The 26360-nt window shown below is 47.2% G+C and carries 16 protein-coding genes and 1 pseudogene; 8 read left to right on the forward strand and 9 right to left on the reverse strand.

Annotation, left to right across the window (positions count from 1 at the left end; all coding sequences use genetic code 11):
- Positions 1-986, forward strand: a pseudogene (locus QT984_RS23360) (reverse transcriptase domain-containing protein); the annotation flags it as partial.
- A gap of 271 nt (positions 987-1257) precedes the next feature.
- On the forward strand, positions 1258-1902 hold the full coding sequence (locus QT984_RS23365) for a retropepsin-like aspartic protease (RefSeq protein ID WP_333057153.1): 645 nt from the start codon (positions 1258-1260) through the stop codon (positions 1900-1902).
- 234 nt (positions 1903-2136) lie between these two features.
- Here the strand turns inward: QT984_RS23365 and QT984_RS23370 are convergent, their stop codons facing one another.
- The 3 genes from QT984_RS23370 to QT984_RS23380 are packed head-to-tail and all read right to left on the reverse strand — an operon-like array spanning position 2137 to position 3628.
- Positions 2137-2268 carry a hypothetical protein gene (locus tag QT984_RS23370; protein ID WP_333375064.1) on the reverse strand — a complete coding sequence of 44 codons (132 nt, stop codon included), beginning with the start codon at positions 2266-2268 and terminating at the stop codon, positions 2137-2139.
- A gap of 58 nt (positions 2269-2326) precedes the next feature.
- On the reverse strand, positions 2327-3442 hold the full coding sequence (gene trpD / locus QT984_RS23375) for an anthranilate phosphoribosyltransferase (RefSeq protein WP_333058292.1): 1116 nt from the start codon (positions 3440-3442) through the stop codon (positions 2327-2329).
- Between the two features lie 12 nt (positions 3443-3454).
- Positions 3455-3628 (reverse strand): hypothetical protein, encoded by a 174-nt coding sequence (locus QT984_RS23380; protein ID WP_333058293.1) that lies wholly within the window; start codon positions 3626-3628, stop codon positions 3455-3457.
- Positions 3629-3694: 66 nt separating this feature from the next.
- Here QT984_RS23380 and QT984_RS23385 point away from each other — a divergent pair, with 66 nt between their 5' ends.
- Together QT984_RS23385 and QT984_RS23390 are read left to right on the forward strand one after the other, a co-directional pair.
- Positions 3695-3949 (forward strand): hypothetical protein, encoded by a 255-nt coding sequence (locus QT984_RS23385; RefSeq protein WP_333058294.1) that lies wholly within the window; start codon positions 3695-3697, stop codon positions 3947-3949.
- Between the two features lie 517 nt (positions 3950-4466).
- Positions 4467-7460, forward strand: a complete 2994-nt coding sequence (locus QT984_RS23390) for a PAS domain S-box protein (RefSeq protein WP_333058295.1) — start codon at positions 4467-4469, stop codon at positions 7458-7460.
- A 928-nt stretch (positions 7461-8388) separates the two neighbouring features.
- Here QT984_RS23390 and QT984_RS23395 read toward each other — a convergent pair.
- From QT984_RS23395 to QT984_RS23415, 5 genes are all read right to left on the reverse strand, one after another.
- Entirely contained in the window at positions 8389-9072 is a 684-nt protein-coding gene (locus QT984_RS23395; RefSeq protein WP_333207648.1) for a ribonuclease HII, read from the reverse strand.
- A gap of 2 nt (positions 9073-9074) precedes the next feature.
- A complete protein-coding gene (locus tag QT984_RS23400) occupies positions 9075-11420 on the reverse strand; it encodes an Rne/Rng family ribonuclease (protein ID WP_333375066.1) in 2346 nt (781 codons plus the stop codon).
- Between the two features lie 409 nt (positions 11421-11829).
- Positions 11830-11958 (reverse strand): hypothetical protein, encoded by a 129-nt coding sequence (locus tag QT984_RS23405; protein WP_333058298.1) that lies wholly within the window; start codon positions 11956-11958, stop codon positions 11830-11832.
- Between the two features lie 1499 nt (positions 11959-13457).
- Entirely contained in the window at positions 13458-16202 is a 2745-nt protein-coding gene (locus QT984_RS23410; protein ID WP_333313740.1) for a TIGR03960 family B12-binding radical SAM protein, read from the reverse strand.
- A 143-nt stretch (positions 16203-16345) separates the two neighbouring features.
- Positions 16346-16696 carry an STAS domain-containing protein gene (locus tag QT984_RS23415; protein WP_333058300.1) on the reverse strand — a complete coding sequence of 117 codons (351 nt, stop codon included), beginning with the start codon at positions 16694-16696 and terminating at the stop codon, positions 16346-16348.
- Between the two features lie 383 nt (positions 16697-17079).
- Between QT984_RS23415 and QT984_RS23420 the strand changes: the two genes are divergently transcribed.
- Positions 17080-17277: a hypothetical protein gene (locus QT984_RS23420; RefSeq protein ID WP_333058304.1), complete on the forward strand. Its 198-nt coding sequence runs from the start codon at positions 17080-17082 to the stop codon at positions 17275-17277.
- A 726-nt stretch (positions 17278-18003) separates the two neighbouring features.
- On the opposite strand, the gene QT984_RS23425 is transcribed toward QT984_RS23420, so the two are convergent.
- Positions 18004-20832 (reverse strand): PAS domain S-box protein, encoded by a 2829-nt coding sequence (locus QT984_RS23425; RefSeq protein ID WP_333058301.1) that lies wholly within the window; start codon positions 20830-20832, stop codon positions 18004-18006.
- Between the two features lie 1546 nt (positions 20833-22378).
- Here QT984_RS23425 and QT984_RS23430 point away from each other — a divergent pair.
- From QT984_RS23430 to ftsY, 3 genes are all read left to right on the forward strand, one after another.
- Positions 22379-23104 (forward strand): DUF502 domain-containing protein, encoded by a 726-nt coding sequence (locus QT984_RS23430; RefSeq protein ID WP_333058302.1) that lies wholly within the window; start codon positions 22379-22381, stop codon positions 23102-23104.
- A gap of 400 nt (positions 23105-23504) precedes the next feature.
- Positions 23505-24137, forward strand: coding sequence for a transcription antitermination factor NusB (gene nusB / locus QT984_RS23435; protein WP_333058376.1), 633 nt, complete (start codon positions 23505-23507; stop codon positions 24135-24137).
- 248 nt (positions 24138-24385) lie between these two features.
- Positions 24386-26143 carry a signal recognition particle-docking protein FtsY gene (ftsY, locus tag QT984_RS23440; RefSeq protein WP_333058374.1) on the forward strand — a complete coding sequence of 586 codons (1758 nt, stop codon included), beginning with the start codon at positions 24386-24388 and terminating at the stop codon, positions 26141-26143.
- The last annotated feature ends 217 nt before the right edge of the window (positions 26144-26360 follow it).

Genomic DNA, 26360 nt, shown 5'->3' on the forward strand with positions numbered 1-26360 from the left:
TACTAACCCCAAAGCAACGAATTAAGCTAGTAAGACAACTCAAAACAACTGGCAAATCACAACCGACTCGTCGGGTAAGGATTCCCAAGCCGGGTAGTAATGAGTCAAGACATTTAGGAATACCTACTATGTACGACCGCGCATTACAAGCAGTTGTAAAAGCAGCGCTTGAGCCAGAATGGGAGGCATTATTCGAGCCTAATTCATTTGGTTTTAGACCAGGTAGGTCGTGTCACGATGCAATAGGAGCTATCTTTGACAGTATCAGATATAAAGCTAAATACGTGCTGGACGCTGATATTGCCAAATGCTTTGACCGCATTAATCACAAAGCATTACTTGACAAAATCAATACCTATCCGCGACTGAGAAAACAAATTAAGTCGTGGCTTAAAAGCGGGGTATTAGACCAAGGTGAAATCTTTCCGACCGACAAAGGTACGCCACAAGGAGGGGTCATTTCCCCGCTATTGGCTAACATAGCCCTTCACGGAATGGAAGAACGGGTTAAGCAATATGCGGAAACGCTAACAAAAGGATACTTAGGTATCAATAAGAGAGATAAACGAGCATCCCTAAGCTTAATCCGATACGCCGATGACTTTGTGATAATGCACAAAGACATTGACGTGGTAACAACCTGTCATCAGATAATTGCGGAATGGTTAGGTGACATTGGCTTAGAATTAAAGCCAAGTAAAACAAAATTAACCCACACCCTCAATGAATACAATGGAAATGTTGGGTTTGAGTTTCTAGGGTTCCACATACAACAACATAAGGTAGGTAACTACCGAAGTGCCAGAAGTACAAATGGAATACCACTAGGGTTTAAGACGTTAATCACCCCTTCACAGCCAAAAATTAAAGCTCATCTCTCACGAATAGCTGAAGTAATAAACATTCATAATACCGCCCCACAAGCTGCTTTAATTAGTCGGCTGAATCCAATAATTAGGGGTTGGTCAAATTATTACTCTACAGTAAGCTGTCACGCATTTAAATTGCATATTCAGGGCGGGCTAGACGGCCCACCCCACAAGAATTAGATTGTTTTTTGACATTCTATTTAAATGCACAACAGCTTAACAATTAAAATTGTAAGTTATTTAATTCGCGATCCTAAGTGCAAATTCTTCATCTCCCCCTGCGCCAGCAATTTATCTGCCAGCAGCTTAGGAGGCGGGCGGAAATTCTATATCTATACCAAAAGGCAGTTGTCGCTGTTACGATCGAGCTAAAGCGTTTAATCAAACTATGGCCAGCAAATCTCCCTTGCCTTTACTCTCAAACTCAAAAAAGCCTCTACCGATCCCTCAAAACCTGCGCCCACCTTTACTGGTTTTAGCAGGGGTTATTTCTCTAAGCAGTTCAATTTTACTAGGAAGTGTTGCCAACTCCTCGCCAGCCGTGGCTCAAGAAAGTGAGGGATGCTTCATGCGGAGCTCGTCAGGGCGAACCCTCAACCTCAGCCAATCAGTCTGCGGTTTTCTCCCCGAAGCATTGACGCCCACCACTTCGGCGGCGGCAAAGTCGGGAGTGTTTCAGGCAAAAATCAAACGCCGAGCAGCTAATATCCCGGTCATAGAAGTCACGTTTAACGGCAAACAAAAGTTCGAGATGATGGTAGATTCTGGAGCTAGTGGCACAGTAATTACACCAGCAATGGCTAAAGCCTTGGGCGTTGTTCTCCAGGGAACAGTGCAAGCACAAACTCCCAACGGAGTGGCTACTTTTCCCCTCGGTCGCCTGAGTTCTATGGAAGCAGGTGGTCTAGCGGTTAACAATGTAGTTGTTGCCATCTCGCCATCCCTAGATATCGGACTGTTGGGTCACGACTTTTTTGGTAATAAAGATGTGACTATTAAGCAAGATGTCATTGAATTTCGATCGCGGTCTTAAACAGAAGTCAGCAGTTAGGATCGCGAATTAAATAACTTACAATTTTAATTGTTATTGTGGGATGGGCGTCCCGCCCGTCCACTCATGACGGGCGGGACGCCCATCCCACTTTCAAGAGTGAAAGTTATTTAATTCTCATTCCTTAGTTGTTATTTGTTAGTTGTTATTTGTTATTGATTACTGGTTATTTATAGCAACTGCTTTCCTAACAACTACCAACTGCTTTCGGGTCAACTAACAACTAATATCATGTCCGATCGATCGCGCATCATACATAGTCGAAGCGGGTTTTTGAGATTGTCGGTTTTTGGCGACTATTGCTGGTGAACCCGCCCATACAGGAATCACGGTCAATCGACAGAACATGATATAACAACTGTCAACTGCCAACTCCCAAATCCCAACTCCCAACTGACAACTGACTTCATTTCAAAAACTCAATTAACTGCTGCAACTTCAACCAAGATTCACCGCTCAATAAAATGTCCTTAGCCATAGAAACTCCTGCTGCGTGAGAGCCCATAGGAATTGCGCCTCCCACCTGAAAAGCCAAAGACGCATTCAAAGCTACAACATCCATTTGTGCGGGCGTACCTTTGCCTTGTAAAACGTTCCGCAAAATCTCGGCGTTTTCCTCAACATTTCCGCCTTTTAAGGAGCCGATCGCACTTGGTGTCAATCCTACCTTTTCCGGGTCTAAAGTAGTGAGTTCCACTTTGCCATCCGACAAAACCGCCAAATCAGTCACATCACCCAAACCCGCCTCGTCCAATTTTTCTCTGCCGTGAACGACTACAGCTAACTCAGTCCCCAACTCGCCCAAAGCTTGAGCAATAGTTGATATCAGACTAGGATCGAACACCCCGATTACCTGCCCTGTAGGGCGCATAGGATTGACAAGGGGCCCTAAAAGGTTAAAAATAGTCCGCACCTTCAAAGTGCGCCGGATCGGCGCTACAGCCTTAAGTGCGGGATGCCACCCAGGCGCAAATAAAAAGGTGATGCCCACAGAGTCTACCGCAGCTTTTACCTTCGCGGGATCGGCGTTGAGGTTGACTCCCAGTGCTTCCAACACGTCAGCAGAACCCACTTTGCTCGATGCGGAGCGATTTCCGTGTTTCGCGACTCGAACTTTGCCCGCGGCGGCCACAAAAGCTACAGCAGTGGAAATGTTAAACGTGGAAGCGCCGTCGCCGCCTGTGCCACAAGTATCAATTAATTTGAGATTGGAGATTGAGGATTTGGGATTGAAAACGCTCTCCGACTCGCCTGCAAGCGACTGAGAATGCAATACCTGAGCCATTCCTGCCAATTCTGGGGCCCAGATGCCTTTGGCTTGGATGGCCGCTAAAATGGCTCCTGAGAGGACGGGGGGAATAGCTTCGGCTAGCCATCCCTGCATCAAGTCGGCTGCTTGGGCGCGTGAGAGAGATTGTCTGTCTAATAGTTGTTGCAGGAGGGCTGGCCACACAGGAGAATCCGGCGTCTGGGTTGAAGCAGGGGATAACTCTGGCGTTGCTAGTAGAGGAGAATCTGTCATTAATATTAGTTTCTAGTCAAATTTAGCTCGATCGAGCTTTGTGGCCAAACTGAGAATCGATCGGGATTTTACCAGACTTGCCGACCACATTTTGCGCGATCGGGCCCAGATTTTTGCCCAAATGCCAGCACCGCTACAGAATTTTTCCGCCCGCAGTAGCAGAATATGAATTTTTTGATACAACAATTACCCTATTGTTGTGCCAACTTTACATAGAAACCCCAAATCGTAAAACTGCCAGGGAGCATCTCAATGAAAGCAGGCAAGCTAGAAATTGGAGTTTTGAGACAGGAGGCAGGAGTTTTGAGGCAGGAGGCAGGAGGGAAGAGGGAAGAGGAAGAAGGAAGGAGCCAGAAGAAGTGTTTTTACAAATATGAGATGCTCCCAACTGCCAGTAGTCTGCTGTATGATCTATCAGCAATAATACTTAACAGTAACTCAGGGCACCCAAAGAGCGATAAAAGTTTCCGACAGGAGTTGTGGAGAGCAAAAAATTTTAGACATTAGGAGAACCTCAGATTCATCTGTGGAGTCAACTTCAATCTAAAATCTCAAATCTCCAATCGAGTGACAGCAAGGACAGCGAGCGTTTAGCTCTTGCAAGTGGGTTAGTTGCTTCGGGTAAGAGTCGATCGTACTCTCACCCAAATCCTAAAAATAGACTCTTGCGGTTGTAGAAGTCGCGGCCTTTTATTGTAACAACATCCTTGCTACTAACTTATTTCAGGGTATTCAACTGCTAATATATTCAAGGAGATTTCAAGGAGCGGGTTTTGCTCGAACACCTGCACCGCAGGCCGATCGATGTGCCAATGCGATCGTGACAGCCAGTCAAGCCTCAAATAAATACCCGATCGACTAAAATTTCAGCAATCACTAACAACTAACCGCCCAGTAGGACAGATGAATAAACACACTCGTCTCCGGTTGCGACACACCATCTTTCAGCCTAACTAACGGCTAAATTTTAACAGGCGGTAGAGCAAAAATATTCAACTCACACACAAGAGCAGGGTATTCAAAAGTGGGAAATCAAAAATTAGGAAATAAAGCAATAGAATGCCTGAATGTCGCGGAGGCACTGCACCAAATGGAAGCAAAATATTATAGTATGTTTGAAAATGCTGTGTCGGGTATTTTTCAAACAACCCAATCCGGTCGCTACATCAGCGCTAACCCAGCTTTGGCTCGCATCTACGGATATAATTCTGCTGAAGAATTAATGGGCTGTCTGACTGATATTAGCGATCAGCTTTACGTCAATCCCGATCGCCGCGATCAGTTTGTTTGTGCTTTGCAAGAAAAGGGCATCGTATCAGATTTTGAGTCGCAAATTTATCGCCGAGATGGAACAATAATTTGGATCGCTGAAAATGCGCGGGCTGTCTGCGATGAATCAGGGAAATTGCTCTACTACGAAGGTTTTGTAGAAGATATCACTCAGCGCAAGCAAGCAGAATCTGCACTTCGAGAAAGCGAAGAACGCCTGCGCTTAATAATAGAAGGGGTTAAGGATTACGCTATATTTATGTTAGATCCAGATGGGTATGTAGCTAGCTGGAATTCTGGTGCAGAACGCATTTTGGGATACATATCTCATGAAATAGTTGGCAATAATTCGGAGTGTTTTTTCACTAAAGATGATATTGAAATCGGCAAGCACAAAGAAAAATTAATCCGGGCTGTGGCCGAAGGTAGATACGAAAATGAAGGCTGGCGGCTTCGCAAAGACGGATCGCGATTTTGGGCGAATATTATTGTTACTCCTTTGCGCGATGAAAGGGGAAAGTTGCAGGGCTTTTCTCAAGTAATGCAGGATATTACTGAGCAAAAGCGGGCGGCTGAGGAAAAGATGCAGTTGATTGCTTCTTTGCAGGCGTCGGAAAAAAAGTTTCGCACTTTGTACGAATCGACGACTGATGCGGTAATGCTGCTAGACGAAGAGGGTTTTTTGGATTGCAATCCGGCTACTTTAAAGTTATTTGGATGCAGCACTGAGTCGGAGTTTTGCGGCAAGCATCCTTCGGAGTTCAGCCCGCCGTTGCAACCGGACGGACAAGATTCTATGAGTCTTTCTCAAGAGCGAATTAATACGGCTTTGCGATCGGGAAATTGCCGTTTTGACTGGCGACACCGTCGTTTGGATGGTTCTGAGTTTCCGGCGGAAGTGCTGCTAACTTCTATGGATATCGGCGGCAAAATTGGGCTGCAAGGCGTGGTGCGCGATATCACTTATCGGGTGCAGGCTGAGGAAGCATTGAAGCAGGCTAATGAGGTATTGGAATGCCGGGTTAAAGAGCGGACAAGTCAGTTGGAAGAGGCTATTAAAAAGTTGAGTTTATCGGAAGAAAAGTTTTCTAAGGCTTTTCGCTCAAGCCCAGATCCGATGATTATTACTACTTTTGCTGAGGGTCGTTTTATTGAAGTTAATGATAGTTTTTTGTTGATGACTGGTTATGATTTAGAAGAAACGACCTGGAATACAGTACCGGGGTTAAATATTTGGGTAAGACCGGAAGATCGAGTGAATTTTAGGCAAATTTTACACGAACAAGGTGTTGTTCGCAATCAGGAATGTGAGTTTAGGATGAAGTCGGGATCGGTGGTGGTGTGTTTGCTGTCAGCAGAGTTGATTAATTTGGACGGCGAACTCTGTATGCTGGCGGTGATGACGGATATTACCGATCGCAAACACGCCGAAGAAGCCCTACGGGAAAGCCAGCGGGCCTTGGCGACGCTGATGAGCAATTTGCCGGGAATGGCCTACCGTTTTCGCAACGATGCCGATCGCAGTATGGAGTTTGTCAGCGAAGGTTGCTATCAGTTAGCCGGCTATTCTCCTGAAGAATTTATCGGCACTCGGCAAGTTTCTATATCGGAATTGACTCACCCAGACGATCGCGAGAATTTGTGGAATGCCGTGCAAGTTGCTTTACAAGAAAATCGACCCTATCAGCTAAATTACCGAATTACTTCTAAAAATGGCGAATTAAAATGGGTTTGGGAGCAAGGTTTGGGAGTGTTTTCCGACTCGGGAGAATTGATAGCTTTAGAAGGGTTAATTACTGATATTTCCGAGCAGAAACGCAGTGAAGAAGCTTTGCGGCGATCGCAAACAGAGTTAACCCAACAAAAACTTCAACTCGAAAATACTTTGCACGAATTGCAGCAAACTCAAGCTCAACTGATTCACACTGAGAAAATGTCTACTCTCGGTCAAATGGTAGCCGGTGTTGCTCACGAAATTAACAATCCTGTTAGCAGCGTCTGCGGCAATCTCGTCCACGTGGGCCACTACACCGAAGATTTGCTGAATTTGCTCGATATGTACCAGAAGCACTGCCCGCAGCCGCCGGCAGCAATTCAAGCTCAAATTAAGGATATCGAATTAGACTTTCTGTTAGAAGATTTGCCGAAAGCAATGTCTTCGATGCAGGTTGGGGCCGATCGCATTCGGGAAATCGTGCGATCGCTCAGAAATTTCTCCCGCAAAGATGATTCTCAAATGAGCAAAGTTAACCTGCACGAAGGCATTGAAGGAACGTTGCTGATTCTGCAAAGTCGCCTGAAAGCCAGAGGTAACTATCCCGAAATTGCGGTAATTAAGGACTATGGAAATTTGCCTTTGGTTGAGTGTTATGCTGGGAAAATCAATCAGGTATTTATGAATTTGATCGGAAATGCGATCGACGCGATCGAGGAATACAACGAAGGGCGTTCAGTTGCTGAAGTCAAAGCTAACCGCAGCAAGATTAAAATTAGGACAGAAGTCCAAAACTCTAATGCTGTAATTAGGATTTCTGACAACGGCCCCGGTATGCCAGAAGAAGTTTCCCAGCAGTTATTCGAGGCTTTTTTTACCACCAAACCCGCCGACAAAGGCACCGGTTTAGGCCTGTCCATTTCCTACAAAGTTGTCCAAGAACACGGTGGCAAACTTAGCTGCGTGTCTGCACTCGGTCACGGAGCCGAGTTTATCATAGAGTTGCCGATCGAACAACCAATCAAACAATCCTAAAGTGCGATCGGGGCGATCGTATCGAGATAACGAGTCGCGGTTTCTAGTGAGGACTAAAGTCCTCATAAAACTGGCTCGGACTAAAGCGGTAAGGTACCGTGGGTATGGAACCCTAAATAGAGAAGTTTTGCTTATGTTCTGTATTACTATAGCAATCCTAAATGATTATACTCGTTACCAGGAAGAGCCTGGTAACGCATATCCGGAGGAAGAGCCTCCATAGTCTGGGCCGAGGCAGAGCCTCGCTTACATCGGTTCCCAGGCAGAGCTTGGGAACCAGTTAAATAGAGAAGTTTTGCTTATGTTCTGTATTACTAAAACCCTGGCTTTGATCTCAACTCGAATTACTGCCCGCACTTACCATTGGTAATGATTGAGAAAGCGACTAATAATACTGGTACTTACTGTTTAACTACCAGCCGGGAAGTCCCGGACGTATATTTAGAGGGGATTAATCTGAGCGCTGCGCCCCTTACCCCGTTGGGAATTACGCCCGCGTGATGAAAGGCTCGTCGGGTGTAGGTACCCAAAGCGACAATTATTCTTTTATACCTCTTGATAACCTGGAAATACTCTGGTACTATATTAGCAAGTGGGGGTGGAACTACCTCACTATAAAAAGCCTTTGCAAAAAAGGAAAAAGAAGCCTGCGGTCTAACGGTAATCCGTTGACAGTCAGGTTCGTTCACGAATGGTTAACATTGACCTACCTGATTGTTTTTACGCCCTTTCTTTCACCTTTTGGGACAAAATGCAAGGGCTAGTTGAGAATGGTGCAAGATGTGAGATCCAACTGAGATATTGCACCATTCTCGCTTAACAGGCTTTTCGGCCTGTTCCACAAGGAAATTCACTCTTTGTGGAACAGGCCGAAAAGCCTGTTCATAAAAGCTTATTGACATTGGTGCAACATTTCAGATACAACTAACTATTTTTGACAAGGGCTAAATGATAATCGGTGAAAGACAGATACACCGCAGCGTTCCAAAGCCAATTTATGTTTAGCTGTTCCATATCCTTTGTTATTTGTCAAGTCATATTCAGGATACTTAACAGCCAAACGTATTATTAATTCATCGCGCCAAACTTTCGCCACAATACTAGCTGCAGCAATCTGAATCGATCGCGCATCACCTTTAATCATCGTCTCTTGCTCGATCGCCAAATTGGGAATCCTTTGATTCCCGTCAACCAAACACAAATCCGGCGTCACCTTCAACTTCAAAATCGCCCGTTTCATCGCCAACAAAGAAGCCTGCAAAATATTGAGGCGATCGATCTCCCGCACCGAAGCCACACCAATTTGACAGTCAACCGCCACAGCCCGGATTTTCACAGCTAACCGACTCCGGGCTGTGGCACTCAACTGCTTGCTGTCGCGAACCCCGGAACTTGCTAATTCATCGAGAACTTCGTCGGGCAAAATGCAGGCTGCAGCCACCACCGGCCCGAACAAAGCGCCTCGTCCGACTTCATCCACACCCGCAATTACCAGAGCGTTCGAGGGAGAGGGGGAAAGGGGAAGATGGAAAGATGGGAAGAGAGTAAAAATTTCTACTTCTTCCTTCTTCCCTCTTCTTTCTTTCCTCTTCTCTCTTCCCTCTTCTTTCATAACTATTCATCCACAAGGGCAGATGAGCGACGGCGCCGGCGACGGTTGATAGCAGGCTCCTCGGGTTCGCTTGATTCGATCGGCTCAGGGGATTGGAGCGGCTCATTGAGTGAGATCGGCTCATTGAGTGAGATCGGCTCATTGAGTGAGATCGGCTCATTGAGTGAGATCGGCTCATTGAGTGAGATCGGCTCCTGGGATTCGTCCATCACATCACTGGGTTCCTCCATCCGATCAAAATCATCAGTTTCGTCGATCAAACTCTCGCCATAAATTTGGACATCATCATCATCATCATCATCATCATCGGCCTCAGAAAAAACAGGCTCAACTACCGACCTTTCTGGATAATAATCCCGTTCCTCATCCTCAACATTCTGGGGAGGCGTCGTCGCTTCAAATTCAAATTCGAGCTGCTCGAAAGGCGGCTTGTTCGGGGCCGCTCCGGGGAGAGTCACCGAAACGATCGCATTCTTAGGATTTTTGACACTGCGATCAGTAAGCACCAAAGGAGAAACCCCCATCAGAGCATAAACATCCTGCTCCTCCGCCGTCATTTCCACCGAAATCACCTCCGGAGGCTCCACCATCGGCTTCATCAACTCAGACTTAGCCGGACGCACACGCTCGAAATCCTCGCGCCTGCCAACAGTAGCCATATTCACCAGCCCGAAGCCCTCCGAAGCCGCCCGGATGCCGGGGGGTGCCAGATACTCAGAGCGCGTATCCGCAACGGGCGCGCTCGAAGTATTCGGCAGTCGCAACTTGCTACGTACCGGTTCCTCCTCCGCCGGGAGAGCAAAAGGCTCTTCGCCAATCCGGCGGCGGCGGCGCCGTCTAGTTCCGTTCCCCAAATCCTGATAGCTGGGATGGTTGAGCAAGTCCAAAGGCGATGCGTTGCTGCCGCTCTCAAAATCCAAACTTTCGCTTTGAGGCTCCCAAGCAGCCCTAGCAGGTTCGGGGGGGCGTTCTTCCCGCACCGGGGCAGAAGTTGCAGCCGCCACAGGCGTCAAGCTGCGACGTTCCAATCCTTCTGGCAAATTCAACAAAACGCGGTTCGACGTAGCAACAGTGCGATCGCCCGATTCCCGCACCGCTGCGGCGAAGTCTTCTTCCCCCGGCAAGTGCACCAGATGACCCAACCCGCTGCAAGTAGGGCAACTGTGGCCGAACAACTCGTAAATATTTTGACCTTGGCGCTTGCGAGTCAGTTCTACCAGCCCCAATTCCGACAGTTGAGCGATTTGCGGTCGAGCTTTGTCAGCTTTGAGAGCTTTATTGAAATGTTCCAGCACCTGCAACTGATCGCGGCGGGATTCCATGTCAATAAAGTCAACAATAATCACCCCGGCAATATTGCGTAACCGCAGTTGTCTAGCAATTTCCGTGGCTGCTTCGCAATTTGTCCAGAGTACCGTTTCCCTAGCCGTGGCCGATCGAGTAAACGAGCCAGAGTTGACATCAATCACCGTCAGCGCCTCAGTCGGCTCGATAATCACATAACCACCCGAAGGCAAATCAACCCTTGGTCTGAGGGCTTCTCGAATCGCAGCGTTAACCCGGAAAAATTCTAAAATCGAGGCGCGCTCTCGGTGGTGGTCGATCAAAACTCCCGCAGGAAGTTTACCACCGTTCCAGCTCATCAACTGCTGCTTCACCCGCTTAATTCCATTTTGCGAGTCCACCACAATCCGATTCACGTCACCGCTGAACATATCCCGCAGCACCCGCTGGATAAAATCGTCATCCCGGTTGAGCAGTGCCGGCGCCCGCGAAGTACCGCCTTCGAGTTGAACAGCTTCCCACTGTTTTTGGAGCACTTCCAAATCTTCCATGATGGCTTCTTCAGTCATCCCTTCAGCTTCAGTGCGTACCAGCAGCCCCATCCCGGCCGGTTTCACCAAAATAGCCAGGGCTCTGAGGCGGTTGCGCTCGGCTTCCGACTTGATCCGCCGCGAGAGATTGACTCCCCTGCCGTAGGGCATCAGTACCAAATAGCGGCCGGGCAGGGTAATGTTGCCTGTTAGCCGGGGGCCTTTGCTGCCCGTCGGTTCTTTCATTACCTGTACCACCACTTTCTGCTGGGGGGTCAGGAGTTCTGTAATTGCTCCTGCCGAGCGTTTAAGGCGCAGCGGGCCGAGGTCTGTGACGTGCATAAACCCGTTACGTTCTGGGTCGCCAATATTGACGAAGGCCGCATCTATCCCAGGGAGTACATTTTCAACAATTCCCAAGTAAATGTCACTGACTTGGTGGCTGCCTGTGGCTACCACAAGTTCTTGGATTTGATCTTCTGAAAATACGGCAGCAATGCGATGCTGCTCTGCTATAACTATCTGCTTTGTCATTCAATTTCCTCAAAAAACTGGCAGCAAGTTAGAGACACTTACGCACTCATAGTGCCTCTGACTTAGACTGTAATTAGTAGTAGCTTGAAGAGTTATTAGCTGTGAGTTGGTGCAGGGTGGAAAGAAAGTTAACTGTTGACCGTTCACTGTTAACTGTTAACTATTGACTGTTCACTGTTAACTGTTACAGATAAAGTAGTTAAACCCGCCCGTACAGAGTTATGAGTTATGCTCAGCAGATAAATCTGAGAGATAGAAATAAGGAGGCTTTTATCGAGTTAGCAATATTGAGATTTGAGTTGACAATTGCGAAATCAATACTCAAAATTCAACACTTACAACTCTTCCTTTGAACGAGCGCGAATAAATTCATTGACACCGTACTAATTTCTTAACACACAACTTAACACTACGAACTGATAACTCCGCTTGCGTGGTGGTTGAGGGCTGGTTTTGAGGGAAAGTAGGTAGGAGTGAAAGCGTAAGGACTTTTGTTGAATTCTTGTGCGATCGCACTCAACATACCGCAGCTTGGCATTCGACTGCAACCTCCGCCCCTGCCAACCCTAAAACCTAGTCAGTCGATTTTAGATTTTAGATTTTAGATTTTAGATTTACTCCACAGATGAATCTGGGACATTTAACTAGAGTCTAAAATCTAAAATTTTTGGTTCTCCACGAATTAAGTCGGGGGCTTATCTCCGTTTGTTGACGGGTCAGTCGATTTTAGATTTTAGATTTTAGATTTTAGATTTACTCCACAGATGAATCTGGGAGATTGAACTAGAGTCTAAAATCTAAAATTTTTGGTTCTCCACGAATTAAGTCGGGGGCTTATCTCCGTTTGTTGACGGGTCAGTCGATTTTAGATTTTAGATTTTAGATTTTAGATTTACTCCACAGATGAATCTGGGAGATTGAACTAGAGTCTAAAATCTAAAATTTTTGGTTCTCCACGAATTAAGTCGGGGGCTTATCTCCGTTTGTTGACGGGTCAGTCGATTTTAGATTTTAGATTTTAGATTTTAGATTTACTCCACAGATGAATCTGGGAGATTGAACTAGAGTCTAAAATCTAAAATTTTTGGTTCTCTCCGACTTAAGTCGGGGGCTTATTTCCGTTTTTTGACGGGTCAGTCGATTTTAGATTTTAGATTTTAGATTTTAGATTTACTCCACAGATGAATCTGGGAGATTGAACTAGAGTCTAAAATCTAAAATTTTTGGTTCTCTCCGACTTAAGTCGGGGGCTTATTTCCGTTTTTTGACGGGTCAGTCGATTTTAGATTTTAGATTTTAGATTTTAGATTTACTCCACAGATGAATCTGGGACATTTAACTAGAGTCTAAAATCTAAAATTTTTGGTTCTCCACGAATTAAGTCGGGGGCTTATCTCCGTTTGTTGACGGGTCAGTCGATTTTAGATTTTAGATTTTAGATTTTAGATTTACTCCACAGATGAATCTAGGAGATTGAACTAGAGTCTAAAATCTAAAATTTTTGGTTCTTCACGACTTAAGTCGGGGGCTTATCTCCGTTTTTTGACGGGTCAGTCGATTTTAGATTTTAGATTTTAGATTTTAGATTTTAGATTTACTCCACAGATGAATCTGGGAGCTGGAACTTTAATCTAAAGTCTAAAATTTTTGGTTCTCCACGACTTAAGTCGGGGGCTTATCTCCGTTTTTTGACCCGCCAAAAACATTTATTGTTGAATACCCGCTCTGCGGTTTGAACCGTAAAATTTTTGAATAAGCCGACCACCGACAACCAGTCGATCGAAATTAATCGCTAAATTTGGTTCAGACCCCGCTCCGGCGGGTTTGGCGCTAGATTTAGCCCGTGAATGTACAACAAAAAGGCTTAAAGTCTTGAACAGAAGCAAATTGCACCCAGCCCGCGTTGCTGGTTGACGAGGGCGGCGAGCGACTAAAGCGCTCGAGCCACCGCGGCTTCCATAACAAGCGATTATAGCGTGAAACGACACATCCCGATCGAAAGCCGAAGGTGAAATATTCCACCGCGGCTTCCCTATTTTAACCATAACCCAGGATTAGCTGACTACGCTCAACCTGTAGAAGCTGAATTTCCTGCTGGCTGACTTGTTCGAGCATGAACACAATATGTTCTGGCTTTAGCAAGTTGCCATCGCTGCGACAACTGCCGGTAAACCGCAAGACGGCTCTACCTTCGGATGTAGCACCCCTAGCAGATGTGCTGCTGTCGGGTTTGTGCTCTACAAGTTCTAGTTTGTGCAGCCGATCGCGCAAATTGACATCCTTCGTCTTTCCCGACTTAGTAGTATGCACCCGCCAAAAAGCCTCGGTTTCGGCGATCGTCTTGACCCAAGCTTCCCAGTTGGCATCAGGAGCCACGGAGACAGGAGCAGAATTTTCATGGTCTAATTCGCCATTTTCTGTCAGCGAACCCCCTAAAGCCACAGTAATCACGTACTCCGCTGCTTCTAACAACTGGTTAGCAGAAGGAGCCTTAAGATCGATCGACTCAACCTTGTAAATCGGAATATTTTCCGGCAGCTTAGCGGCCAACTTTTCCCGAAAACTCTCAATATCGATCGACTCAGTGAGCTCAAAGTCGGCAATTTCCCCAGTGCTGGTAACACCCAGAGGCAGAGCATTTGCCAGAGAAATCCGAGGGTTCGGGTGAAACCCGCCGGTAAACGAAATCGGCAAATCGGCTCTGCGGACTACTCGATCGAACAATCGGATCAAATCCAAATGACCAACCAAAGCCATATCGCCCACCTTCCCGAACCAAACCCGCAAACGCTGTTTCCGCTCCGTATTCGGGACAAACTCCCCAGCAAACTCAGGAATTGGCAGCGCATCCACAACCACATTGTGTCCGAAATCGGTGCCACAAACCCCGCAGCGCGAACACCCTTCAAAGGAACAGTCGGGAACCGTCGCTGCTTCCAAAGCCTTTTGCAAGTCAATTTTCAGCCAGTTTTTGTCGATTCCCGTATCTAAATGATCCCAAGGCAAAGGTTGATCCAGTAGAAGCGGTGCCCCCGTGCCCGCCCCCGCCGTCAAATTCATCCGTGTATCCGTGTCCGCATCCGTGTCGTGCTCCTCTTCCTTATCAAAAAGATTCCACTCGCCGCTTTCGACTTGGCGGTATTTCCAGGTAAGGCCCGACTCATCTATCGCCTGAGTCCAAGCTTTGTAAGCCTGATCCAAGCTTTCCCACCACGCATCCATACCCGCGCCAAGTTCCCAAGCGCGGCGGACTACAGCGCCCAAACGTCGATCGCCCCGTCCGACAAAATCCTCCATTGCCGAAATCCGCACATCAGTGTAATTCACCTTGACGCCCCGCATCCCCCGAAACTCTTCCTTCAGGAGTTTTTGCTTGCGGGAAAACTCAGCAGTAGAAACCGAGTGCCACTGAAAAGGAGTGTGAGGCTTAGGGGTAAAATTAGAAATTGTCAAGTTAAAATTCAGTCCCCGCCGGCCATTGATCCTGCATTCCCTGTGCAGCCAGCGGACTGTTTCGGCGATGCCGAGAACATCAAAATCTGTTTCTCCCGGCAAACCGATCATAAAATACAGCTTGATTTTATCCCAGCCGCGATCGACCGCAGTTTTGACACCCCGAAGCAATTCTTCGTTGGTCAAACCTTTGTTAACGATGTCGCGCATCCGCTGAGTACCAGCTTCCGGCGCAAAAGTCAAACCGCCTTGTCGCGTACCGCCGAGAATGTCGGCAATATTATCGTCAAATCTGTCAACCCGCTGGCTGGGTAGAGACAGAGAAATATTTTTATCTTTCAGGCGATTTTTGATTTCCATGCCGACTGCTGGGAGTGCCAGATAGTCGGAACAACTGAGGGAAAGCAGGGAAAACTCGCTGTGCCCGGTGGCTTGCATCCCCTGTTCGATCGCCTCTACGACTTGCTGCGGTTCGACATCGCGCGCGGGGCGAGTCAGCATTCCCGGCTGACAGAAGCGACAGCCGCGAGTGCATCCCCGGCGGATTTCTACTGTCAGCCTGTCGTGTACTGTTTGGACGTAGGGAACCAGGCCGATCGAATAAGCTGGTATCGGAGTTGCCACGCGGCGCAGAATTCGTTCTGGAACTTGCGGGCGGTTGGGATGAACGGAACCGTCGGCCGCCATATCGTAGAATTGCGGGACGTAGACGCCTGGAATTTGCGCTAAATCCAGCAGCAATGCTTCTCGGCTCAAATTATTTGTTTTGCCTTCTGCCAAAATCAAGCCAATTTCTGGCAGCAACTCTTCTCCATCTCCCAAAGCGATGAAGTCAAAAAAGTCTGCGTAGGGTTCGGGGTTGGAAGTTGCCGTTTGCCCGCCAGCAAAAATCAGTGGCATTTGACCGTTTTGGGGATTGGTCGCTCTTTCTTGCCAAGTTAGGGGAATGCCGGCTAAATCCAGCATTTCCAGAATGTTTGTGGCTCCGAGTTCGTAGCTGAGGCTGAAGCCCAGAATATCAAATTCTGTGAGCGATCGCCTCGATTCTACGGCAAACAGCGGAGTTTTGGTCGATCGCAGTTTTGCTGCCAAGTCGGCGGCGGGCAAATAAGCCCGATCGCACAACTGTCTCGGCCCTGCGTTCAAAATGTTGTAAAGGATGATGTGCCCCAGATTGGAAGCACCAACTTCATAAACTTCTGGGTAAGTGAGAACCCAGCGCACAGACGCCGCGTCCCAAGGCTTGTGCGTCGCCCCCAATTCGTTTCCCAGATAACGAGCAGGCTGATTAATCTCTGCTGTAAGTAATTCTTCGACTTTTACTGCCACGGCTCGACTCGCTAAATAGTTGCGACTCTTAAGCAGCCTACCTTAAAATCTGCCAACACGCCAACGACAGTCGTCTGTCTTTTCGGGCATTTAACCGAATTTGCTGTGTTTTTTTGCCTGTTCTCGTCGCCCAGGAGGCTCTATCAGTGTTGTTTTACGCAGGAGTTTTCGGCTTCAAAGCTATCGACATTTTCAAATATCTCAAACACTCGATCCAGTTGGCTGAGTTCCAGAATCATCTTAATCCCAGGGGATACCGAGCAAAGACTAAACCTGCGCCCCATTTTTTTCGCCTGCTTGAGGCCCGAAACCAATGCCATCAAACCTGCACTGTCAATAAATTTTACCGCGTCCAAATCTACGAGTACCGATACAACACCGGGGGCTGCAATTGCTGTCATTAGTTGTACGCCGAATTCTCCGCAGGTGGCTGCATTCAGGTAGTCTAGGGGTCGAATCACCGTAATTGGTTTATGGGCAAGAAGTGTCTGCATATGTCAAACCTATGATTGCTACGTATTTTCAACTACTGCGCTGGACGGATGTAAGCCTAAACCTACTTGATTCCTCTGAGCCTAACTTAATCCGAGGCAAACTGACCAGTTGTTGTCAGTAGTTTTACTGAATCTTTATTTATTGACTCTTTTTTATGAAGTTTTGCATAAGATTTGGGGAGGAAACGTAAGCTACTATACTATTTTTTATTGATACCTGCAGGTTGAGTCTTGGTAACTATAAAAATTGCGATCGACTTGGCCCTAGCTGTTAGATAAAACTGAACATTGTAATTTAAATCACTTGTGAGTTCTGATCTAGATCACCTGTTTGCTAGACACTTCAGAGGAGAATAAAAATGTACGGAGTTCTCCGACTTACTATGCAAGCAACTCATGCTATTCGTCAACTTGTAGAAAAAGCCCTCTACATTAAGCAGTTGACGCCTGACATTGAAAACGAAATCAACTACGAGCTCACCCGTTTGGGGTACATCTCGGATATTGATTATGAGGCTTTAGAGTTATTAATGGATGAAATGGATGCCGGTCGGGTGCAATTGGTATCTAGCCATAGATAGTGGGAAGCGGGCGATAAGTCCACATCCAAAAAACCAAAAATCTTTGCAGGGCGGGCAATAGAGGCGTGTTAGAAGCATTTACGCCGGCCGCATATTTTTCTCATGAAGCATCTGGTTGCTGAACTTGATATTTGAGGAGATAGTGTGATGGGCGATCGTCCCTGCACCTCTGATCAAAAGCTAAAAACTTTGACTTAAATTAAATTTATAACTTTTGGGGTATGACAAATTAGGTTAAGTGTAACTTAGGATCGCGAATTTAATAACTTACAATTTTAATTGTTATTGTGGGATGGGCGTCCCGCCCGTCCCACAATCTTGTGGAAGTTATTTAATTCTCATTCCTTAGAATCTATCGATTTGAGATTTGAGATTTGAGATTTGAGATTTGAGAAGTCCGACTACTGATGATTATCAGGGTTTGAAACTTGTCTACAGTTGCATTCCTTTGAGAAACTGCTATCAGTATCAAAAACTACACACTGTGACCTAAATTAAATTCATAACTTTCGGGACTTGACAAATTAGCTCTAAGTCTAACTAATACTAAAAAAAGTTTTTCGGCAGGATTAGGACAACCGGGCAAGTCTCGCAAATAAAGCTTAAATTTTAAGTATCTAGTGCCAGTTAGCCTTAGTCCTAGGAATTATCCGATCGCTCGAATGCAAGAAAATTGGTTTGTAGTTACGACATCCGTCATCGCCGAGTCAATCTAAAATCTAAAATCTAAAATCTAAAATCCTTCCGGCGTCCCGCCAAACTTGCCACCACCGCCACCAACTCAGCAGGCTCGATCGGCTTGGGTACATAAATTTGAAAACCTTCCTGCAGTGCCCGTACCCGTTCCTCTACCCTACCAACCGCCGTGAAGGCCAACGCCGGAATTTCCCTGTCCACCATCCGCGATCGCACTTGTTGCAGCAAAGCCTCTCCATCAAGGGCCTGCATCCCGATATCGATCGCCAACACATTCGGATTCAGCCTTTCAATCGCCTCCAGAGCATCCTTTCCAGAGCTAGCAGTCTCCACCTGGGCCCCGCAATCTTCGAGCACTGTACAGGCAAAATCCAGGGAATCCGCGTCGATATCGACCACCAATACCCGCACTCCAGAAAGATTGCTGCTGACAAAAGACTCCTTTACAGGGGCTCGCGCCTTGCTTTGAGGAATCGCCCACTCCCCGAGTCCAGCAACAGACAATCCGCCGTCGCAATGAAGCTGTTGAATTGGCAATTTCACTAAAAACCTCGATCCTTTTCCCTTCCCGGCAGATTCGGCTTGCACCGTCCCCCCGTGCATTTCCACAAAATGTCGCACTAGAGCCAAGCCCAAACCCAATCCGTTGTACGATCGTCTTATAGAGCTGTCAGCTTGGCTGAACCGCTCGAAAACGTGGGGCAAAAACTCTTCTGAAATCCCTTGTCCCGTGTCGCTGACCTCAATTTCGACACTAGCGGGCGACAAATTTTTGCAGCAAGCGGATTCCTGAGAGTCCAAAGTCCTCTCCATCTTTCGCACCCCCACCCTCACCTGTCCGCCATCGGGAGTAAACTTAATCGCATTCGACAGCAAATTCCAGGCTACCTGTTGCAAGCGGCCCGAATCGGCAAAAATCCGCCCGGTAGTTGGGTCGAAATCCGTCACAATTTCAATATTTTTGGCAGCAATCGCGGGCGCGAGAGTATCTATCGCACCCTCAACAGTCGAAATCACATCCACCCACCGCAAATTCAGCGACAGTTTCCCGGTAATAATCTGCGACACGTCCAGCAAATCGTCGATCAGAGTTGCCAGCGATCGTGTATTGCGGTCGATCGTTTCCAGAGCCCGAACAGTCGTTTTTTCGTCAAACTTGCGGTTTCGCAGCAGTTGCGCCCATCCCAGCATCGCATTCAGCGGCGTTCGCAATTCGTGGGACAAAGTTCCGAGAAACTCGTCTTTAATCCGGTTCGCCCGCGCCAATTCCTGGGCTCGATCGTGCAGTTCTCTTTCCAACTGCTTACCAACAGTCAAATCGAGAATAAAAGCCACAGATTCTTGCCGCTTTTGCGCCAGCAAAACATATCCGATCAACACCGGAATCCGGCTGCCGTCTCTCCTCCAGAATTCCTTTTCGTAGGGAGTGCAAGCCCCCGTTGCTTGTGCCTCTGCCATCCCCTTCTTATCGAGAGACTGGTACTCCGGCGGCGTGATATCAATCGAGTTTAATTCACCGCCCTGCAACTGTTCCCGCGTGTAACCAACTATCCGCAAAAATTCATCGTTTGCCTCAATGATACCGCCGTTAACATCCCCGAAGATAATTCCTATCAAGTTAGCTTCGGCTAACATTCTCAGCTTTTCTTCGCTAGCTTGAAGTGCAGATTCTGTGTGCTTGCGATCGCTAACGTCTTGGATGTAAGCCGACAAACCAGAATCGGAAGGATAAAAACGCACCTTCAACCACTTATTCCATAGCGGCACGAATTCTTCATACTCGATCGTTACCTTTTCTGCTAGTGCTTTGGTCGCCATTTTGTAAAACTGTAAATCGACAGCCCAGGGAAATATATCCCAAACTTTTTTACCAATCAGTTCTGCTTTTGGTCTGCCTAACAGCTCAATAGCTTGGTGGTTGACATAGGTATAGTTCCAATTTAAATCAACAGCGATAAAAGCATCGGTAATGCTTTCGAGAATGTTAGTAATTTGATCGTTTGCCGATTGCAGCGCTTTAGCAGTTTCTTCTGCTTGCAACCTCGCTGCTTGTTCGCGGGACAAAGCGGCAGCGCGTTCTTGTTCTGCCAGTTTTCGATCGCTAATATCGATGTAAGAACCGATGTAACCTGCAAAAGTGCGATCGGGTCTGTACCGGGGTACGCCCGTACCCAAAACCCAGCGGTATTCCCCGTCATAGCGTCTCAGGCGGCATTCGAGCCGGTACTCGCTGCCAGTGTCGAAGGCTTTTTGGTAAATATCCAGACATTCTGGCAAGTCATCTGGGTGCAAGCTTTCCATCCAACCCGTGCCCATTTCTTGCGCCAAAGTTCTACCGGTAAACTCCAGCCAAACTTTGTTAAAGTAATCGCCAAGTTGGTCAGTGTCCGACATCCAAATCATTACCGGCGCGGTATCCGCCATAATCCGAAATCGAGCTTCGCTCTCCTGCTGCTGTGCTTCCGCTTGCTTGCGCTCGTTCCGTTCTTGAACTTCGCGCAGCGCCCGCTGAATCGACGGCACCAGGCGTATCAAACGGCGTTTGAGAACATAATCAGTAGCCCCGCTTTTCAAAGTTTCGATCGCCACTTCCTCGCCCAAAGTAGCCGAAACAAAAATAAAAGGCACTCCCGGACAAGTAGTGTGGGCGATTTCCAGTGCCGCTATCCCGTTAAAACAAGGCAGCATATAATCTGCCAAAATAATGTCAAAACTTTGTTTTTCCAGCGCCGTGGCAAAGTCTTCTCGATTTTCCACACACACCAGAGAAAATTGGAGCCCGCCATCCATTAGATATGCCTCAATCAGTTCGGCATCTAGGGGACTGTCTTCTACTAAGAGGATACTGAGCGTTTTCACAAAAATTCCTTTTACTTAAATATTAATTAGCGGATACAAAATTTTATCGGGCTGCGGCTTTAAGTGAAGCCAAAAAAAGTCTTGGGTTGTGAATGGCATAAAAAAATGTAAAAACCAATTGGTTTCATCAGTTGAGCATTCATATCTCAATTCTAAATTCTCATCAAGTCTATTGCTTCTTGCTGAGGGGTGAATCCCCGCTCTGACTTGATTGGCTAGTACGGTTGTTTTTCCTTAACTTTCGTCGGTTTCCAAGGAATCGGCACCGCTGGAGTCTTGCTTGTATGCAGCAGTTTAGCTATACCCTGTTGAACAAATAGTTTCGCGCTTCTGGCTAGAAACAACTAGCTATGTAGTAATTTATCTCGCTTGCTCCTAACTACTGCTACCTCGTTTGGCAGATTATTTTTTTGTAGTGATGCCCCTGTTAATTCTATATTGCTTTGTCGCTCGTCTCAAGCTGGAATTCGCTGGAATCCTGCCCTTATTTCCTGAATATCGATTAATCCTGTCAAAAAAAGTCAAAGTTGCTGGTATGTCTGCTTTACTTTTTGCCGGATTTGCCTACCATCCAAGCGTTGCATGGTAGGCAACGCTTGGATGGTCGAGCGCAGTCGCCCTCAAAAATTACCGCTAATTTAGTTGCCACCGGTTACACTGCATCTATCCACAGATATATTTTTGCAGGCACACAGCACTCAACCTACATATATTCCCCTGAATTCGGTTACATCTGACATCTTGCAGCAATATCAATAAGAGGATTTTTCGTGGGGTCGGGCGGGTTTATAGAACCTATTTGCAAGCTTTAAGGCTGTTGGCGAACCCGCCCCTACGGCTAATTGAGAATGGTGCAAGATATCAGGTAAAACTCATAGGTTGCACCATTTTCAAGAACAGGCTTTCCGGCCTGTTCTGTCAAAGAGTGAATTTGATTGTGGGATGGGCAGGAGAGCCCGTCCCTAAAAAGCTTATGGAAAAGGGTGCAAGATATAAGTAAAACGAAGTGCCGCCCCGCCGAAAATCTGAGAAAGCTCGATCGACCAATTAATTTCCGATACAAATCACAGAAAATTTTATTTGGACTCGCTACACTTCGACTCCCAGGCCGTCTCTGACCACGAATTTCTTCATGTGGTACTCGCCACGTGATTTATCCGTGGAATCAATCCCAAATCGAAAATCCTCAAGAAAGAGCATTTATCTCGCGCAAGTCAATTCTAAAATCTAAAATCTAAAATCTAAAATCTAAAATCGATTGACCGATCGGCTTATTGATTGAACCGACCCAAAATGTCTTAAAATATACAATACGGTGAGCTGCTGCACAGCCCGCATATATTAAAATCAAGCGCCAACTTGCAATAATTCTTTAAAATAAAGGTACAGCACCGGCGATCCCTAACTCTTCCCCCTCAGAAAGGGTAGGGTTTAGCAGAATTGAAGACGATCGTCTATGGTGACATCCAGTAAAGCCCGTGCAGTTGCTTTAGTCTCAGCTTTATTCAGGTTATTGGGAACCAGTTACGAGGAGATTTGACCCGCCGTGCTCCAACGCATCAAACAAGACTTAAAAAACGACCTGATCGCAGGACTATTGGTAGTGATACCCTTAGCTACCACCATCTGGCTGACAATTACCGTCGCCAGTTGGGTGATCAATTTTCTCACCAAAATTCCCAAGCAGATCAACCCTTTTGACGGACTCCACCCGATTTTGGTGAATCTGCTCAATCTTTTAGTAGGGCTGGCTGTACCCCTGCTGAGCATCTTAGTCATCGGCTTAATGGCCCGCAACATTTTCGGTAAGTGGCTGCTAGACTTTGGCGAACGGGTGTTGCAGGCAATTCCCCTAGCCGGTTCGGTTTACAAAACCCTCAAACAACTGCTGGGAACCCTCCTCAAATCAAACGACAAATTTCGCCGCGTGGTGTTAGTGGAATATCCGCGGCGGGGAATCTGGACTTTAGCATTTGTGACCGGTACGATCGAGAGTAACGACATCCCACCTCACCTTTCCGGTGAAACCCCGATCGGCATTTTCATCCCCACCACTCCCAACCCCACTACCGGATGGTACGCTATAGTGCCGGAGGCAGATTTAGTCAACTTGTCAATGTCGATCGAAGATGCCTTTAAAGTCATCATCTCCGGCGGCATCGTCAACCCCAACAACTCAATTGCAGTAACCCCCGAAAACATCAAGGGCAAAACACTCGAACCCTTTGTATCCGAATCAAGATACCAGCCTGTCCCAGTCGAAGAAGATTGAACCAAGACATCTTTAGGATCGCGAATTAAATAACTTACAATTTTAATTGTTATTGTGGGATGGGCGTCCCGCCCGTCCACTCATGACGGGCGGGACGCCCATCCCACTTTCAAGAGTGGAAGTTATTTAATTCTCATTCCTTAGTCGCCCGTAAGGCAGTGTAAACTTTCCCCATAGCAGATAATATTTCGACAAAACCAGCCCAAACCGAGAAAGCCTAAACTCAGAAACCCGGTTTCAAGGATAAATCTTGGGTTTGACAGCGAAGTATCTGTAAACTACCCGCCGCTGGCGAGTCAGACTGTCGGTCTGGTAGAGCTTTTAGTCGAGTTTTCTGCTAAAGTTCAAGTCCGCGCGCGATCGAAAAACTTCCTAAATTCTCAATTCCTATCTAAAAATTATGAAAAAAGCCCGCGAAACAGCACGCGAACTCGCACTCCTCGGCATCAGCCAACTGCCGACGAATCCAGAACTCTTAGAAGCCAAGAAACTGCAAGATGTTCTCCTCGCCGCCATCCGCACCCTGACAACAGAAGTTCAAGAATCCTTAGAAGCAGCAGCATCCGAAGTGCAGCGGAGTAGCGACAAACTGCTTGCCAGCGAAATCCGCGCCGCCGATATACAAAGTGCTAGAGCAATGGTGCGGGAAGCAGTCGAACTCACCCAAACCGCAATCAACCGTCTCGGTTCAGCAATGGAGTTTCCAGAACTGATCCAGCTAGCCAACCAGCAAGATGTCCGCACCTACGCTTTGCAAATCCTGACGAAAGTCAGCGCCAACCGTGTTCAAATTGATGAATTGCTCTCGGAAGCGCTAGTAGACTGGCAAATAGAACGGTTGGCCCGGATCGATCGAGATATCATGAGAATCGCCATCGCCGAAATGCTATATCTCGGCTTACCCGAACAAGTCAGCGTCAACGAAGCAGTCCAACTGGCAAAACGCTACAGCGGTGACGATGGACATCGCTTCATCAACGGAGTCCTCCGCCGAGTAGTCGATAAAATCAATGCAGAAGTTGTTAGTCAGTAGTCGATAGTCAGCAGTCATTAGTCATCAGTCATTGGTCAATAGCGATCGGCAATCTGCGATCGGCAATCCGCTCTACACTAAGAACTGATGACTAATGACTATAGTCCTGGACGCACGGGTAGTCAGAAACCGGGTTTTTTACGAAAATCCTTCGTTATAGTCCACAGTAAGATAAAAAACCCGGTTTCTCTGGCCTTAAGGCGTCCAGGACTGGACTAATAACTCTTCTCTATTCCCCATTTACTTTTATGGTTTTTAATTGGTTTCGTCGCCAGTACAGCGAAAATAAATCTTCTGAAACAGAAGCAACCCCCGAACAGCCGCAAGATGAGTCGGCAAAATCCGCACCGGTTGAGCCTCAAACAGATGCAACGGAGCAAGGCTCTCCTGCTGTAGCCGAAGATTATCTCAATTGGGCGAAAGCTGCTTACAAAAATATTCAAAAACAGCAAAAACCCGAAACAGAAGTTTCCGAGACAGCAGCGGCTGAAGTTCCAGCAGCCGAAGCAGAAATCGCGACAGTGGCAGAAGTTGCAGAACCCGCGACTATTGAAGCAACGGAGCCGATCGAACTTGAACCAGCACCCACAGCACCAACTGTTGCAGAAGTTCCAGAAGTTGCAGCACCAGCAACAGTTGAAGCAACCGAGGCGATAGAAATCGATGCAACAGAACCCGCAGAAATTCCAGAAACTCTGCAACCAACAGCCGGGGCGATCGACATTGCACCTATAGCTCAACAATTAGAAGTTACAGCAGAAAATATAGAAATTGCCGAACCTGCAACTGAGGTTGTAGAAACCGAATCACTCGCATCCGACGGCGAAGTAGCGGAAGCCCTGCCGTTTTGGGCCAGAGCTCAGGCCGATCGCATGGAGCGCATCGAACGCCTCAAAGAAACCGCCCTTGAAGAACCAGACGTAATTGCAGCCGCCGCCGAGAGAGCGGCAATTATCGAAGAAATTCCCGGTTTCGCCTTTGACGAAGGCTTCCTGTGGTCCTCAGAAATCTTAGCCAGTCAAGGCCGCCGCCCAGACCAAGTATCAGTCGAAGAAATCACTTGGCTGCAAAAACTGCGGAAAGGCTTAGAAAGAACGCGCCGCAGCTTAATTAATCGACTAAAGGCGATCGTCGGTCAAGGCCCGCTCAATCAAGACGCAGTAGCCGAAATTGAGACTTTGCTCCTGCAAGCCGATGTCGGAGTCGCAGCCACCGACATCATTATCACTCGCCTCCAAGAAAGACTCAAACAAGAAGTGCTGCCGCCAGAACAGGCTCTAGCCTACCTGAAAACCATCCTGCGCGACATTCTGGACGCTCCCTGTGCCGAAACCGCCGCCGGTAATCCCCTCTACAGCCTGACATTTGCCCCGGAAAAAGAGACTTTTAACATCTGGTTAATCGTAGGAGTCAACGGTGCGGGCAAAACTACGACGATCGGCAAACTGGCCCACATTGCTCAAAAATCCGGCTACAAAACCCTGATTGCTGCCGCCGACACTTTCCGCGCCGCCGCCGTCGAACAGGTGAAAGTTTGGGGTTCCCGCAGCGGGGTCGAAATTATTGCCAACCCAGGGAAAAATACCGATCCGGCTGCTGTCGTGTTTGATGCGATCGCCGCCGCCAGCGCCCGAGGCACAGAACTGCTGATCGTAGACACCGCAGGCCGCCTGCAAAACAAAAAAAATCTGATGGACGAATTAAGTAAAATCCGTCGCATTGTAGATAAGAAAGCCCCAGGCGCTACCGTAGAATCTCTACTGGTCTTGGATGCCACACTGGGTCAAAATGGTTTGCGACAGGCAGAAGTGTTCGCAGAATCGGCCAAATTAAGTGGAGTAGTATTGACAAAACTCGACGGTTCTGCTAAAGGTGGTGTTGCCCTAGCAGTAGTGCAGCAGCTTGGTCTGCCCATCCGCTTTATTGGAGTCGGGGAAAGCATCGAAGACTTGCGCCCGTTTTCTAGTTACGAATTTGTGGAAGCCCTACTCGATTTTAGATTTTAGATTTTAGATTTTAGATGGATGAAGTATCTCTATCCGCCTCCAAAAATCGGGACGGGTAGAGAGCTTCAAAATCTCCAATCCTTAACCTCAAACTAGCATCGCACTCCTCTACTAAACAGAAAAAAAACCGGGTTTGGGTTCACTGGCGTGTAACTCCTCAATCAAATATCCTCTTTCTAAGATCGAAAATCACAAATCTAAAATGACCTGTGAATTT

Origin of the sequence: Microcoleus sp. Z1_B2 (assembly GCF_036700325.1) — a bacterium.
Taxonomy (GTDB): domain Bacteria; phylum Cyanobacteriota; class Cyanobacteriia; order Cyanobacteriales; family Microcoleaceae; genus Microcoleus.